This is a genomic window from Spartobacteria bacterium UBA695, assembly GCA_002298145.1.
Taxonomy (GTDB): Bacteria; Verrucomicrobiota; Verrucomicrobiia; order Chthoniobacterales; family Chthoniobacteraceae; genus UBA695.
On sequence record DBMP01000029.1, the window covers coordinates 84,886 to 98,988 of the forward strand.

The 14,103-nt window shown below is 61.7% G+C and carries 13 protein-coding genes and 1 tRNA gene; 6 read left to right on the top strand and 8 right to left on the bottom strand.

The window, feature by feature from the left end; translation table 11 throughout:
- Positions 1-34: 34 nt before the first annotated feature.
- The 5 genes from nifH to modA all read right to left on the bottom strand — a co-directional run bounded on the left by nifH (position 35) and on the right by modA (position 4,449).
- Positions 35-880, bottom strand: coding sequence for a nitrogenase iron protein (gene nifH / locus B2828_RS16620; RefSeq protein WP_479635082.1), 846 nt, complete (start codon positions 878-880; stop codon positions 35-37).
- A 553-nt stretch (positions 881-1,433) separates the two neighbouring features.
- The gene (locus B2828_RS16625; RefSeq protein WP_479634896.1) at positions 1,434-1,640 is read right to left on the bottom strand and encodes a TOBE domain-containing protein; all 207 of its coding nucleotides are present in this window, start codon (positions 1,638-1,640) and stop codon (positions 1,434-1,436) included.
- 185 nt (positions 1,641-1,825) lie between these two features.
- Positions 1,826-2,965 (bottom strand): ABC transporter ATP-binding protein, encoded by a 1,140-nt coding sequence (locus tag B2828_RS16630; protein ID WP_479634897.1) that lies wholly within the window; start codon positions 2,963-2,965, stop codon positions 1,826-1,828.
- Complete coding sequence (gene modB / locus B2828_RS16635; protein WP_479634898.1) at positions 2,950-3,624, bottom strand: molybdate ABC transporter permease subunit; 675 nt, start codon at positions 3,622-3,624, stop codon at positions 2,950-2,952. The genes B2828_RS16630 and modB overlap by 16 nt, the downstream gene beginning before the upstream one ends.
- A 15-nt stretch (positions 3,625-3,639) precedes the next feature.
- Entirely contained in the window at positions 3,640-4,449 is an 810-nt protein-coding gene (gene modA / locus B2828_RS16640) for a molybdate ABC transporter substrate-binding protein (protein ID WP_479634899.1), read from the bottom strand.
- Positions 4,450-4,918: 469 nt separating this feature from the next.
- On the opposite strand from modA, the gene B2828_RS16645 reads away from it, so the two are divergent.
- A complete protein-coding gene (locus B2828_RS16645; protein ID WP_479634900.1) occupies positions 4,919-5,251 on the top strand; it encodes a hypothetical protein in 333 nt (110 codons plus the stop codon).
- A 57-nt stretch (positions 5,252-5,308) separates the two neighbouring features.
- Here B2828_RS16645 and B2828_RS16650 read toward each other — a convergent pair.
- A tRNA-Arg gene (locus B2828_RS16650) sits at positions 5,309-5,385 on the bottom strand.
- 192 nt (positions 5,386-5,577) lie between these two features.
- Here B2828_RS16650 and B2828_RS16655 point away from each other — a divergent pair.
- Complete coding sequence (locus B2828_RS16655) at positions 5,578-6,609, top strand: Gfo/Idh/MocA family protein (RefSeq protein ID WP_479634901.1); 1,032 nt, start codon at positions 5,578-5,580, stop codon at positions 6,607-6,609.
- A 75-nt stretch (positions 6,610-6,684) separates the two neighbouring features.
- Here the strand turns inward: B2828_RS16655 and B2828_RS16660 are convergent, their stop codons facing one another.
- Positions 6,685-7,284, bottom strand: coding sequence for a hypothetical protein (locus tag B2828_RS16660; RefSeq protein ID WP_479634902.1), 600 nt, complete (start codon positions 7,282-7,284; stop codon positions 6,685-6,687).
- Between the two features lie 133 nt (positions 7,285-7,417).
- Here B2828_RS16660 and B2828_RS16665 point away from each other — a divergent pair, with 133 nt between their 5' ends.
- The 4 genes from B2828_RS16665 to B2828_RS16680 are packed head-to-tail and all read left to right on the top strand — an operon-like array spanning position 7,418 to position 11,760.
- Positions 7,418-7,717: a hypothetical protein gene (locus B2828_RS16665; protein WP_479634903.1), complete on the top strand. Its 300-nt coding sequence runs from the start codon at positions 7,418-7,420 to the stop codon at positions 7,715-7,717.
- 22 nt (positions 7,718-7,739) lie between these two features.
- A complete protein-coding gene (gene lnt / locus B2828_RS16670) occupies positions 7,740-9,314 on the top strand; it encodes an apolipoprotein N-acyltransferase (RefSeq protein WP_479634904.1) in 1,575 nt (524 codons plus the stop codon).
- Positions 9,311-10,441, top strand: a complete 1,131-nt coding sequence (locus tag B2828_RS16675; RefSeq protein WP_479634905.1) for a DUF2334 domain-containing protein — start codon at positions 9,311-9,313, stop codon at positions 10,439-10,441. The genes lnt and B2828_RS16675 overlap by 4 nt, the downstream gene beginning before the upstream one ends.
- Positions 10,438-11,760 (top strand): DNA recombination protein RmuC, encoded by a 1,323-nt coding sequence (locus B2828_RS16680; RefSeq protein WP_479634906.1) that lies wholly within the window; start codon positions 10,438-10,440, stop codon positions 11,758-11,760. The genes B2828_RS16675 and B2828_RS16680 overlap by 4 nt, the downstream gene beginning before the upstream one ends.
- Here the strand turns inward: B2828_RS16680 and B2828_RS16685 are convergent.
- On the bottom strand, positions 11,717-13,900 hold the full coding sequence (locus tag B2828_RS16685; RefSeq protein ID WP_479634907.1) for a GAF domain-containing protein: 2,184 nt from the start codon (positions 13,898-13,900) through the stop codon (positions 11,717-11,719). The two genes, B2828_RS16680 and B2828_RS16685, sit on opposite strands and share 44 nt — an antisense overlap.
- Positions 13,901-14,103: the final 203 nt, after the last annotated feature.

Sequence of the window (14,103 nt, forward strand, 5' to 3'; positions counted from 1 at the left end):
GTTGGTGGTTCCGTGTGGTGCGAGTCTGGCCGCCTTATTCCATGAGACCGTAGTCCATGAGGGTCTTCTCGAGCTCGTCGGTGGAGAGCGGTGTCGGGATGACGAGGTTGGTGTTGCCTTCGATGGCTTTGGCCAGGGTGCGGTATTCGTTGGCTTGGTTGCAGGTCGGATCGTATTCGATGACCGTCTTGCGGTTGATTTCGGCGCGTTGCACCATGTTGTCGCGGGGCACGAAGTGGATCATTTGCGTGCCGAGCTTCTTGGCGAAGGCTTCGACCATTTCGGCTTCGTTGTCGACCTTGCGGCTGTTGCAGATGAGGCCGCCCAAACGGACGACGCCGCTCTGGGCGAATTTCAGAATGCCTTTGCTGATGTTGTTGGCGGCATACATGGCCATCATTTCGCCGGAACAAACGATGTAGATTTCCTCGGCTTTGCCTTCGCGGATCGGCATGGCGAACCCGCCGCAAACGACGTCGCCCAGAACGTCATAGAACACGTAGTCGAGCGCTTCGCTGTCGGCATAGGCGCCGAGCTGTTCGAGCAGGTTGATGGAGGTGATGATACCGCGGCCAGCGCAGCCAACTCCGGGTTCCGGGCCGCCGGATTCCACGCAGATGGACCCACAGAAGCCGGGCTTGCGGATGTCTTCGAGTTCGACGTCCTCACCCTCGGAACGCAGGGTATCGAGCACGCTCTTCTGAGCGAGGCCGCCCAGGAGCAGACGAGTGGAGTCGGCTTTCGGATCGCATCCGACCACCATGACTTTGCGGCCCGCTTCGACGAGGCCCGCCACGGTGTTCTGTGTGGTGGTCGACTTTCCGATACCACCTTTTCCATAAATAGCTACTTTGCGCATTTTTTGTTTTCTCCTGGTTATGTTTTGGATAGGGGCTCCGGCTGTTATCGTGACCGGAGCAAATTTGTTGTTGGACGCCCCTTACGCAATCCGCGTGCCAACCGGAGGGACGCGTTTGAAAATAAAAGTTCGTATTGCTTGCAACATTTTGGAAACAAGCGAGTTATGAATTACGATTTCTTGTAGTGAAATCGGAAGACGCGAAAGTTCCCCGAACGAAAAGGTGGGGATACCTACTGAATGGTAGGCGCTGGAATGGCTGAGTCCTACCGAAATGTAGGACGCCTCGGGACCTAGAAAAACCGGCGTATGACCTTTATGTAGGCCGCCGGAGGGGGGTGGTTTTCCCAAAAAAAGGTTCGCAACCGCGGGGCTGCGGGCCGGGTTCAGGCGAGGTGCCTCCGGCCAGGGAACGATCCGGCCCTGCGATAGGTGATCAAGCAGGGACCGGATTCCGTCCGATTGCCCGGGGCCACTTTCTTTGCCCCCAGGCAAGACTTGAGAGAAGTTCCCTTCAGCCAAGCATGGCCAGCCGGGGGAGCTTATTTCACACGGAATGACCTCCGTGATCGGCTTAGTCCACGCCGATGAGCACGTTGTCGATCTTGATCACGGCGTAGGCGGGCTTGCCCACCTTGAGGCCGAGATGATCGACAGAAGCTTTGGAGATCTGCGAGGCGATTTCCGTTCCGTTCACGTCGATGACGATTTCCGAGTTGATCGCGCCGTCAGTAATGGACTTGACGGTGCCCTTCAGGATGTTGCGAGCGCTGATTTTCATAACGGCGGCAATCTGCTTCTAAAAACTGCAAAGCTCAAGCTGTTTTTACTCTGATTTTGTAAGAACAAAAATGCCTCGGCAATGGCCTTATTTCCAGCTCGGGGCCGCCGTGTCACGCATTGGGGACATTGTCATTTATCCGCGGCCAAAACGGCAAAAAAGCCCCCCGCCAACAGAGCACAGAGCTATTCCAACGTTTCGGTGGAGTCGGCTTTGGCGGAACGCCGGACGTCTCTGGGGACGAGGTGGACGTTCGGGGCTTTCACCATGGCGATGATGGAGTCCCCGGGTTTGAGTTCCAGTTCGTCGCAGGCCTGCCGGGTGAGGAGCGCAGAGAGCGGGAAGCCGCAATCGAGGTGAATCCGGAACATGGGGCCTTCGCGGATGAGGGCCTTGACGACGGAGGGCATGCGGTTGCGGGGGCTGGCTTGTGCAAATTCGTCGCCTTTGACGAGGATGACGTCCTCGGCGCGAATGCAGACGAAGACGGCCGATTGATCGCGGGGAAGGCTATCGGAGGAGGCGCTTAAGAGGGTCTGCCCCACGACGACCTTGGCCATGCCATCGGCGACCTCCAGCAAGTGGCCCGCGACGACGGTTTCGACGCCGACGACCTGTGCGACGCTCTGGTTGGCGGGCTGGCGGAAGATTTCGTCCACGGGGCCGTGCTGCAAGATGCGCCCTTCGTCCATGACGGCCATGTCGTCGCCCAGGGCGAGGGCTTCGGTGCGGTCGTGGGTGACGATCAGGATGGGGATGCCCAGGGTGTGAAGCCAGCCGCTGAGGTCGCCGCGCACGGCTTCGCGCGTGGGGCCGTCGAGGGCGGAAAGGGGCTCGTCGAGCAGGAGCACGCGGGGCTCCAGGGCGAGGGTACGGGCGAGGGCCACGCGCTGTTTCTGGCCGCCGGAGAGCTGGGCGGGGTAGCGTTTGGCCAGACCTTGTAACTGAAAGCGCTCCAGCAGGCCCTGGACGCAGCGCGCCGCTTCGGCACGGGGTGATGAGTGAAGGCCGTAGGCGATATTCCGCTCGACGCTCAGGTGCGGGAAGAGGGCGTAATCCTGAAACAGGAAGCCGACCCGGCGCTGCTGCGGGCTGATGTGGATGCCCCGGGCGATATCGGCCCAGGTTTCCTGCCGGTACCGGACGAAGCCGGTGGTGGGGCTCTCCAGGCCCGCGATGATGCGCAGGAGGGTGGTTTTGCCGGTGCCGGAGGGGCCGAAAAGGACGGTGACGCGGGGCGACCGGGTGTCGATCTCCAAATCGGCGCTGATCTCCGGACCGCCGGGGAAGGCTTTGGTAAAGCCGAGGGCTAACGCGTCATCCATACCTGGACTGGTTTGCGTTGCAGGGCGTAGGTGATCGCCAGGACGATGAAGGAAAAGATGAGCATTAAGAGCGAGGTCTTGGTGGCGGCGGCGTAGTCGAGCGCCTCGACTTGGTCGTAAATGGAGACCGAGATGGTGCGGGTGATGCCACGGAGGTTGCCGCCGATCATGAGGACGACGCCAAATTCGCCGACGGTATGGGCGAAGCTCAGGACGATGCCGCTGAGGATGCCCGGCCAGGCCATGGGCAGCGTGACGCGGAAAAAGGTGGCCAGCCTGCCGACGCCCAGGCAGTAGGAGGCCTCCATGAGGCGGCGATCCACGGTGGAAAGCGCGGCGGCGAAGGGCTGGACGGCAAAGGGCATACTATAGAGTACCGAGGCGAGCAGGAGCCCCTGGAAGGAGAACGGCAGCCGCGAGCCGGTGATCGCCTCATAGGCCTGCCCCAGCGGCGACCGGGTGCCGATGGCTACCAGGATGTAGAAGCCGAGAACGGTGGGAGGCAGCACCAACGGCAGGGCAATAACGGCCTCCACGAGGAATTTGACGCGCCAGCGCGTGGACGCAAGCCACCAGGCGAGCGGAAGCCCAATGAGGATCAGGATCCCCGTGGTCATCGTCGAGAGGCGTAAACTGAGACTGATGGCTTGCCAGTCCATGCGGAGGACTATTCTTTATTTCTCCGGCAGCGAGAAGCCGAATTTTTTGAGCACTTCGATGCCGTGCGGGCTAAAGAGGAAATCGCGGAATGCGCGGGCGGCTTCGAGGTGCCCGGAGGCCTTGAGGATCACTCCGGCCTGGTCCATCCGGGGGTAGGCGTCGAAGGGCACTTCCCAGTAGCTCCCGACGTTGCTCATCTTGGGTGATACCGCGAGCGCAAGCGCCACGAAGCCGACGTCAGCAGCTCCGCTCTGGGCGAACTGGGCCGTCTGGGCAATGTTTTCGCCGTAGACAAATTTGCTCTGTACCTGGTCGTAAATGCCGAGGGACTTGAGGGCGGCCACCGAGGCGCGGCCGTAGGGGGCGTGCTCCGGGTTGGCAATGGCGATCTTCTTCACCGCGGGCTCCAGGAGCGACTTGATGCCGAGCTTTTGCACGTCCACCGGGGTGGTCTTGGGAGCCCAGAGGACGACGCGGCCCACGGCGTAGGGGAAGATTTTGTCGATTGTGAGGCCAGCGGCTTCGAGCTTCTGAGGATACTCGATGTCGGCCGATAGGAAGATGTCAAACGGAGCCCCGTTCTGGAGCTGTGCGAAGAATTTACCGGAGGAACCGTAGGTAACTGCCACCGTGGCGGTGGGGTTCTTGGTGTTGTATTCTTTGACCAGGTCCTCCAGCGCATACTGGAGATCCGCGGCGGCGGCGACCTTGATGGCGGCTGTGGACGCGGCGGGATCCGCCGGATCGGCAGACCGCGCGGGCGACAGGAATATTCCGGTGAGCGCCACCAGGGCGGCGGCGAGGATTTTCGAGGTTCTTTTCATGGTGTGTGGACTTTGGTGGATGATTCTCAGAACGAATGGTCCTGAATGGCGGTGCACCCGGAGGGGGCCGGTCCCCCAACCTTGAACCCCGGGGCTGTGGAATGCCTTGGGGCCCACAATGTATCAACGGCGGGGTGGCGGAGATTGCCCATGATAGCCATTGTTGCCATTGGTTCCGTCGGTTGGGAATCACTCCCGGGCGGCTTCGCAATAAAGACTGAATCACGCATCCTTTCCAAGTGTAAAATTATTTTGACGCTAAATGTAGGAGGATCAACCCGTTATAAGATCAGGTAATTCCTACCGGATTCTATTTCCTACATTTTGGTCGACGGAAGGACCACCGCGGAAGTCCGTGCAATCCCCCGCTTGACGACAAATGGGAAATCGTCAAAGAATGGCTCCGGTCGACGTTATTTTAGCGAAAAAGGTCGTTCATTAACCACTAATTGATCGCGCCTTTTGTCTTATGAACAAAAGCGTCCATGTTTCCCCTGGTAAACCCGCCCGTTTTTCGAGTGCGTGGGCTATCGCCGTAGCCGCCTTCGATTTCGCCGCGCCTTTTATCGCCGAGTTTGTCGCAAACCTCGTGCATGGTTCGCCGCTCGCTGACAACGTTTTATTCCTTTTTTTCTTAGCATCGAATCCTCTTCTTGTTCCAGCGTGTTCAAAGGGGAACAACTTCAGTGTCGAACTACTCGTCGGCTTATATCTCCTCTGGCCTTGCATTATTGGCACATTTGCGGGTTTTGCTATTCCCGCATTTCTCCGTTGGCGGCGCTCCTTCACAAGCGCACGCTGATCGTAGAGGGAGACTTCTGGCTGATACACGCCTCACCACTTCCAAGAGAGTTTAGAGTGGTGCACCCGGCGGGGGTCGAACCCACAACCTTTGGCTTCGGAGGCCAACGCTCTATCCAATTGAGCTACGAGTGCTTTTCCCAGGTCCAGGACGCCAGGGGCTGGCTCCACGGGGCTGGAGGTGTTTTTCTACGGCCTATCGGCGGTGTTGGCAAGCCGGAACCACCAAAAAACTTCCCCGCTCGCCTTTGGTGCTTTTCCCTGATCCCGAGCCATTTCGAATTAACGCTTTGACCCGGAGGCGTTTCTTTCGACACAATGCAGCCCATGCAATCCAAACTTCGCATTGGTATTGTCGGCGCGGGGGGCATCGTTCAACAACGCCATTTGCCAGCCCTCGCGGCGATGCCAGACGTGGAAATTGTTGCGGTGTCTAATTCGACTTACGCCAGTTCGGAGCGCTTCTGCAAGGCTCACCTTCCCCATGCGACGCCGGTGAAAAACTGGGCGGAGCTGGTGGCCCTTAAGGAGCTGGATATTGTTTGGATCGGCACGCCGCCTTATATGCATGCGCCGGTCTCTATTTCGGCGCTGGAGGCCCGGCGGCACGTTTTTTGTCAGGCTCGGATGTCGATGGATTTGGAGGAGGCCCGGGAGATGCTCGCTGCGGCCAAGAAGCGCCCTCAGCTGGTGACGATGCTTTGCCCGCCTCCGCAGGGGATCCGAGGTGATTTGATTATGCGCAAGCTGCTCGCGGACGGGTTTATCGGGAAGCCGCATCTCGTCCGGCTCCAGAGTTTTGCCCCGATTTACCTGGATGCCAAGGCACCCGCCCACTGGCGGCAGCGGGCGGAATTAAGCGGGCTCAATGTGCTGACGCTCGGGATTTACGTGGAGGTGCTTCAGCGGTGGCTGGGACCGATCCGCGCGGTGACGGCGCATGCCAAGACGATTCACCCCGTCCGGGAGCACTATGAGGTGAAGGTGCCGGACATGGTGACGGTGCTGGCGGAGTTCGCCAATGGTGCGGAGGGGGTGCTGGAGTTCAGCGGGGTGGCGGCGTTCGCCCCTTCGGACCACCTGGAGGTGTACGGGGACTGCGGCACGCTGCGGTACGATTTCAGCGCGGATTCGATTACTGCCGGGCGGGTGGGCGACCGGGCGGCTCAGACGGTGGAGCTTCCTCCGGAGATGGAACGCCGCTGGACGGTGGAGAAGGATTTTATTGCCGCGGTGAAAAACCCGCTTGCTCCCCGCCCTCATCCCAATTTTGAAGATGGGCTGGCGTATATGGCGGTGACGCAGGCGGTGGCGGATTCGATCGCCTCCCGCGCCCGCGTGGAGGTAGCCCGGGCGTAGGGAAAGACACGGAGACGGCGTGACCGCACGATCTCCTTGTCTGCGGGTCTCCCCGTCTTGCCTGTCGCGCTCTTTCTATCGACCGCCGTTGGCGCGCTCGATGAGGTCGGTGTCGTCCGGGGCGATAACGGCGCCTCCGGCGTTTTCCATGGAACCGCTGGGGGTGTAGGCGACGCCGAGTTTGTTGTCCGCGCGGATCTGGACGAGCATGACTTCGGTGCCCGCAGGGACGTGGAGTTCGCCGACTTTCTGCTTGTTCATGACGGCGGGAAAGGTGACGTCTTTTTTCAGGCGGATTTTCTTGGGCCAAAGGGATGGGTCGGAGGCGAGCCGAGCCAGGTCCACTGGAGCCTGGGGCACTTTGACGGCGGCGGAAGCCGTTTTTGGCACGGCAGCAGCGGCGGCGGCACTGGTGGCCGGGGCGGAGGCGGGGGCGGAAACGGGCGCGACGTTGGCGGAAGAAATCTGCTTTTCAGAGGCTGCCACGAGCGCGGTCTGGGCGCTCGCGATGCCAGGAAGCTGGATTCCATGGGTGGCGAGTTGGTCTTTAATCCACGGGCATTTCTCGTCGACGAAGCTCCTTACTGGGTCCATCTTGAGGTAACAAGCTACCGCCAAGGCCAGAAGAGAAAAGACGAGCGCTACGTTCCAAAGCTTGCTGGGTTGATCTTCCATGGGATTTAGTAATAGGGGGAACCTTTTGGAGAATCAACGGCAAAGCAACATTTGTAAAACGACGGACAGTTTCTCCAAACCCACCTTGCAGATGGGCCCGTTTGGCGCATAAAATGCGGGACTACATTTTGTCATGAGTAAAATCAATCTCGAAGGCGGGGAAATTACGATCATCCGGGCGCTGGGGCTCTCGGGGGTCCCGATATCCGGCAAAGAGCTGAAAAGCCGGGTGGGGGCCATGGGGGAAGTGGAGTTGACTGAGACGCTGAAAACCATGATCGCTTTGGGGTATGTGTCGTCAACGCCTGATCTTGATATGGTGGAGGACCTGGACAAGGTGAGTTTTTCGGTCAATAGCGGCTATTCCCGGGCGCTCAAGGAGGCGCTGGAACCGGAGAAAAAGGGTCCGCCGAAACGGGCCCGCCGTCAGTAAACGCCTGCTTTTTTTGACTGCCGTGAATTTGAAATTTGCCCGGATATGGCCTTGGGTGGCCGCCGCCGCCAGCGGATTGCTTCTAACGCTCTGTTATCCCCGCTTTGACCAGGCGTGGCTCTGCTGGGTGGGGCTGACGCCGTTGATTGCCGCCGTTTGGTTTGGCGGAGGGGAACAAAATCTGCGCCGGGCTGCGGGGCTGGGCTATGTGACGGGGCTGACGTTTTTCTGGGGGGTCTTCTCGTGGCTGACGACGGTGACGGGGCTGGGCTGGTTCTTGCTCCCGTTTTACCTGGCGCTTTTCGTGGCGGCGTGGGGGGCGGTGCTGGGGCTGGCACGCGGTTTGGCGGGGGATTTTTCCCGTTCGGGGGCGAATCTCCGGGCGGCGGCGCTCGGGGCGGCGGCCTGGACGGCTCTGGAGTGGCTGCGGGGAGTGGGGAATTTGAGTTTCGGCTGGAATGGCCTGGGGGTAGCGCTGCACGGGAACTTGGCGCTGATCCAGATCGCGGAGTTCACGGGCGTGGGCGGGCTTTCTTTCCTGGTGGCCTTTACGAACTTGATCGCGGTGATCACGGTCCGGCGCTTTGTCGCGGAAACGCAGGCGCGGCGGCTGCGGCCTCACTGGGATTTCAGCACGGCGATGGCGCTGATCGCAGCGGCGTTCGCCTACGGGGTTCGCGTGGTGTTCACGCCCGCCTCGGGGGATACGACGCCGCTGCGCGTGGCGGCGGTGCAGGCGAATATCCCGCAGGAGGAGAAGTTCGACCGCGCATTTGCCCTGATGATCCGGGAGCGCTATGCGAAGCTGACGGAGATGGCCCTGGCGACCCGCCCGCAGCTGATCCTGTGGCCCGAGGCGGCGACGCCCGGCCCGATGTTCGAGAGCGAGGAGCAGGTGGAGTTCGTGCGCGGTTTTGCCCGGCACGAGGGGGTCAATTTCCTCCTCGGCACGCTCGATTTCGATACCGAGCAGCATGACTATAACGTGGCGGCGCTCTTTACCGGCAAGGGGGAGCGCCTGCAGTTTTACCGGAAGATCCACTTGGTACCCTTCGGGGAGTATATTCCGTTCCGGAAGGCGTTTCCACCCTTTGAATGGATCATCGGCGACTTGGTGCCGGGGGATTTCACGCCGGGGCGGGAGTACACGCTGCTCACGCTGGAAAACCCGCGGATTCGCGCCGGGGCGCTCATTTGTTTCGAGGATACGCTGGGGGATCTCACGCGGCATTTTGTGAAACGGGGGGCGCAGTTGCTCATCAATGTGACCAATGACGGCTGGTTTTTGCGCAGCAAGGGCTCCGAGCAGCACTTGGCCAATGCCGTTTTTCGCGCGGTGGAGAACCGCAGACCGCTCGTTCGCGCGGCAAATACGGGCGTGACGGCGATCGTCAACCCGCTCGGCCGCGTGGTCAATGCCTTCCGCCCGGATGGAAATCCGTTTGCGGAAGGGGTCTTAAGCGATATCTTGCAAGTTCCCTCTGAAACCGCACCTCAAACCTTCTATACCCGCCACGGCGAACGCTTCTCGCAAGCCTGCGCCGTCATCAGCCTGGCCGGAGTCGCCCTCATCCTCCGGCAACGTCGAAAATCATGAAGCGCCGCCCGCAGCAGCAGCAAACCCCGGAGGCCGATCTCTTTAGCTACGCCGCCTCCAATTTCCCCACCGCCCAGGCGGAACCGCAAGCCGGACCCGCCGCGCCCCCTTCCGTAAATCCGGCCCCGGAGGCGCGCCAGGAACCGCCGCCTACCCCGGAACCGCCGCCCTCCCAGCCGAAAGCGGTTCAGGCCCCGCCAAAACCCGAGGTAAAACCCGAGGTAAAGGTCGCGCCGCAGGAGCCGCAGTTGCCCCCGGGTGCCGTCCCCTCCGCCAAGCCCCAGCCCAAGATCGCCCCGGTGACGGAGCCGAAACCGAGCCCTGCCGCCGAGGTCCCCTCCTCTGCCGTGGCCAACTCCACCGAGGCCACTCACCGCGCACATGCTGGTTTTTCACGCAGTCTCGTGGTTTCGATCCACGACGTTTCGCCAATGACCCAGGAGGTCACGACAAAGATCATGGCCGAGCTGGCGGAAATCGGCGTGCACCGGCTGGCGCTCCTGGTGGTGCCCAATCATCACTGCAAAGGGCACTTCCTGGATCACCCGGACTTCTGCCTCTGGTTGCAGGCGCAGGCCCGGGCGGGGCACGAAATCGTCGTGCACGGCTACCACCACCGCCGCGACCAACGGCCAGGCGAGACGTTCCGGCAAAAGGTGGCCACTCAGTACTATACAGCAGGCGAAGGGGAGTTCTACGACATCGCCGGAGCCGACGCGCTGCGCATTGTCAGCCAGGCCCGGCAGGAATTCCGCAAGCTCGGCCTTAGCACGAAGGGGTTCGTTGCCCCGGCGTGGCTCCTGAGCGAGGGGGCCGACCGCGCGCTGCAACGCCTTGGGGTCTGCTACACGACGCGCATCAGCGGGCTTTTCGACTACACCACGGGCACACAGCATCATTCGCAGTCCCTGGTCTGGAGCTCGCGTAGCGCGTGGCGGCGCGGGATGAGCCTGCTCTGGAATGCCTACCTTTTCCGACGGCTCCACTCGACGCCGCTGCTGCGGATCGGCATTCACCCGCCGGACTTCCAATACCCGGGCCTCTGGAAGCAAATCAAGACGCTGGCAGGCCGGGCCCTGAAGGACCGCGTGGCCACGACCTACGCGGCTTACCTGCGTTTGAAATGATGAACGAGGCCGCGTTTCTTGGGATCGGGCTGGCTGTGGGTGCGCTCTGCGCCTGGCTCATTCAGCATTTCCGCTTCCAGGCGCGGCGGGGATGCGCTCCCGGGGAACTCGATGCGCTGAAGCAGAATGCCGCGGCGCTACAGGCCCGGCTCGAAGAGGTGCTGACGGCGCGCGACCGGCTGGAGGCGACCGCTCGCGACCAGGGGGGCGAGCTGGGGCGGCTCCAGGCGGAGCTGGCGGCAGAACAGACGCGCAGGGCTGGGCTGCAAGAGCAATTGACCGGGGAGCGCGCGCAATTGGAGACGCTCAATCAGCGCATGAAGACCGAGTTCCAGAACCTCGCCAACGAGGTGCTGCAAACCGTCTCGCGGCGCTTCACCGATGCCAACAAGGAGAACCTGGGGGGCATTCTCCAGCCGCTCAAGGAGAACATCGAGGCGTTCCGGAAACGTATCGAGGAGGGCACGGCCAGCGATGCCGATGCGCGGGGCCGCCTTTTCCAGGAGCTCGACCACCTGCGGCTGCTCAACAATCAGCTCACGCAAGAGGCCGCCAATCTCGCCCGGGCGCTGCGGGGCAACAACAAGACCGCGGGCAACTGGGGCGAAATGATCCTCGATACGGTGCTGGCCCATTCCGGCCTGACCGAGGGCGTGGAATACGAACGCCAGGCGGCCAACCGCAACGAGGACGGTCAGCGCATTCAGCCCGATACAATTATTTATTACCCCCGGCAACAGGGCGTCCTCATTGTCGATTCGAAAGTCTCGCTTAAGGACTACACGGACTACAGCAACGCTGAGGAGCCGCCGGAGCGGCAGCGGAGCGCCAAGGCGCACCTCGACTCGCTGCGAGCGCACATCTGCGGGCTTTCCGGCAAGAAGTACGAGACCGGCCAGGGCTGGCTGACGCCGGAGTTTGTCCTGCTGTTTCTGCCCGTGGACGGCGCACTTTCGCTGGCGCTCAACCAGGACGAGGGGCTCTACCAGTATGCGTTTGAGCGCAATATCATCTTGATTACTCCCTCCACGCTGCTGACCACCCTCAAGCTGGTGCGCTCCCTCTGGCAGCAGGACCGGCAGAACCGCAATGCCGAGGAGATCGCCGAACGCGGCGGCAGGCTCTACGACAAGTTCGTGACGTTCTACCAGACCATGGAGGCCGTCGAGGAGGGGTTCCAGAAAACAAGCCGGGCCTTCTCGGAAGCCAAGGGGCAGCTCGGCTCGGGGAAGGGCAACCTCATCCGGCAGGTGGAGCAGCTCCGCGAGCTGGGCGTCAAGGCTTCGAAGGCGCTTCCGGAGACGGCCTCGCAGGAGTAGTCCCCGCCTCGATGGTCGCCAGGCCGTTGCGCGGCAGCAGGCAGCGGACCTCGGTGCCTCGCTTCCCAGCGCGGCGAATCACCAGCCGGGCTCCGATCTCCCGGGCCCGGTGCTTCATGATCCGCATCCCGAGGCCGCTCTGGGGGATGACCTCGGGAAGGCCGCACCCGTTGTCCCGAATGGAAAGGAGAACCCCCGCGTGCGTGGAGTGGAACCGGATGATAACGGAAGCGGCCGCGCCGTGTTTCCTCGCGTTGTTGATGGCTTCCTGAACGATGCGGAAGAGATGCGTGGAGGCGGTTTCGTCGTGGATCAAGATCGGCTTGGGGCAGAGAAATACGCACCGGATGTGAAAGAGGTTGCCGACCGTCCGGGCCAGTTGCTGAAGCGCATCGATGAGCCCCATCGGTTCCGGCCCGACGGGGTGCAGGCCGTGGGCCAGGTTGCGCGCTTCGTCGACGTTGTTCCCTAGCATTTTCGCGATCTGGCGGGCGGATTGCGCCTCCTCCCGGCGATCGTCCATGGCGGCAAGGCGCTTGTGCAACAGGCTCTGAAGCATCGCCGTGCCCGCCAGGCTCTGGCACAAGCCGTCGTGAAGCTCCTGGGAGATCATCTGCTTTTCCCGTTCGCTGATGATAAGGAGCTCGCGTTGGAGCTGTTCGCGCTCCGCCCGGGCCCGCAGGGTCACGATGCCGTAGGTGAGGTCGCTCGCCAGCAGCTTGAGCATTTCGATGCACTCGGCGCCAAACGCATGCGGTTCCGCTGAGCAGATGCTAAGCGCGCCGAGGCACCCCTCTTCGCAGATCAGCGGCAGCGCAATCATCGCCCGGAAGCCGTGCCGGAGCAGTTCCTTGCGCCACGGTTTCAGGCGGGAGTCGTTTTCAATATCGTTGCATACGACGACGGTTTGCGCCCGGATCGCCGTACCGCTGGGGCCTCGCCCCCGGGCGGTATCCTCCCAGGCGATTCGCACCCCGGTCATGAAGATCCCATCGTCTCCGGCGCTGGCGGCGGGAATTACCGTCCCGTCCTCCCCCTTGTAGCCTACCCAGGCCATTTTCGCCCCGTTGACCCCTTGTATGATTTTGCAGACACCCTGGAGTAATTCCGGTTCACTGCTGCAATGCACGAGGAGATCGTCGCATTTCCTCAATGCCGACAGCCCCCGGTTGGCGCGTTTCAGCGCTCCGTTGATGGCGACCAGTTCGCGGGTGCGCTCTTGAACGATTTTTTCCATTTCGCCATAGGAGCGCTTGAGCTCCTCTTCGGCCCGCAGGCTGGAAAGGGCCGTGGAGAGCTTGGTGCCCAGGTATTCCAGCAGGTCGATCTGGTCCGCGCCATAGGGATTGCGGAGGCGGGATTTGAGCTCCAGGCACCCCAGGGTGCGGTTGCCGTCCTGCAAGGGGATCTTGGCGGAGGTTTTCAGGCCCCGTGGCTTCGCTCCCGACTCCGGGTACGCCATGACCGTCGGCGGCGTTCCCTCTAGCCGGAGGGTGACGGCCTCGCACCCGAACCAGTCCCGGAAAAACCGGACGGCTTTTGCGAGCAACTCCTCTTTCGACGCGCTGGAGTTGATCAGGCTCAGCAGGTCCATGATGGCGCGCTTGCCCTCCTCCAAAACGCGTTGGCCGGTGATGTCTCGGATGACGCATACCGCTCCGATGATCTCGCCGCCCCGGTCTTTGACGGGCGAGGCGCTGAGTTGGCGCAACTTGAGCTCTGCGGAGGGAGCCACGCGGAGCCACTCCTCGTCATTCTCGATATGCTCGCCGTTCAGCGCCCGAAGCACGGGAGCCTCGTGCGGAAGACGGGGGCTGCCGTCCCGGTTGTAGACCTCTAGTTTCTTGACGAATTGCTCGATATCGGCGAATTCGCGGACCTTGACGCCCAGGCCACACAGCGCCGCGGGGTTGGCCAGGACGACTTTCTTCGCGGCGTCGACGAACCAGATTTCGTCGCTGATGCTGTTGACTAAAGAGGCCAGCCACTCCTTTTCATTGCGCACGGCCTCTAGCTGCTGGCGCAACTCGTCGTCCAAGTGCGTAAGCTGCTGCTTGAGCCGGGCGTTCTGGTTTTGAAGAAACTTGTTTTTCTTCAGAAGGCCACGGCAGGTATGCGAGCAGGCGTTTCTGGGGAACATCCGGGTAGAATTTTCCTTTTCCCGCGGCCTGTAAACCCCAGAATGATAGATTATTTGACGTAATGGGCGAAGTCCCGCATGGCGATGACGGTGTACTTTTCCCTCGCCTGGTAGTCCATGTACTCCTCGAAATGCTTCGGATCGGGATGCACCTAGGGGTGGGTATCTTCCGGCACGCCGTGGAACATCAAAACGACGATGCG

Coding starts and splice junctions, on each gene's coding strand:
- modB (WP_479634898.1), bottom strand. CDS start 3,624: ATGGACTGGCAAGCCATCAGTCTCAGTTTACGCCTCTCGACGATGACC.
- B2828_RS16625 (WP_479634896.1), bottom strand. CDS start 1,640: ATGAAAATCAGCGCTCGCAACATCCTGAAGGGCACCGTCAAGTCCATT.
- B2828_RS16660 (WP_479634902.1), bottom strand. CDS start 7,284: ATGGAAGATCAACCCAGCAAGCTTTGGAACGTAGCGCTCGTCTTTTCT.
- B2828_RS16685 (WP_479634907.1), bottom strand. CDS start 13,900: ATGTTCCCCAGAAACGCCTGCTCGCATACCTGCCGTGGCCTTCTGAAG.
- B2828_RS16655 (WP_479634901.1), top strand. CDS start 5,578: ATGCAATCCAAACTTCGCATTGGTATTGTCGGCGCGGGGGGCATCGTT.
- B2828_RS16680 (WP_479634906.1), top strand. CDS start 10,438: ATGATGAACGAGGCCGCGTTTCTTGGGATCGGGCTGGCTGTGGGTGCG.
- B2828_RS16665 (WP_479634903.1), top strand. CDS start 7,418: ATGAGTAAAATCAATCTCGAAGGCGGGGAAATTACGATCATCCGGGCG.
- B2828_RS16630 (WP_479634897.1), bottom strand. CDS start 2,965: ATGGATGACGCGTTAGCCCTCGGCTTTACCAAAGCCTTCCCCGGCGGT.
- modA (WP_479634899.1), bottom strand. CDS start 4,449: ATGAAAAGAACCTCGAAAATCCTCGCCGCCGCCCTGGTGGCGCTCACC.
- B2828_RS16645 (WP_479634900.1), top strand. CDS start 4,919: ATGAACAAAAGCGTCCATGTTTCCCCTGGTAAACCCGCCCGTTTTTCG.
- B2828_RS16675 (WP_479634905.1), top strand. CDS start 9,311: ATGAAGCGCCGCCCGCAGCAGCAGCAAACCCCGGAGGCCGATCTCTTT.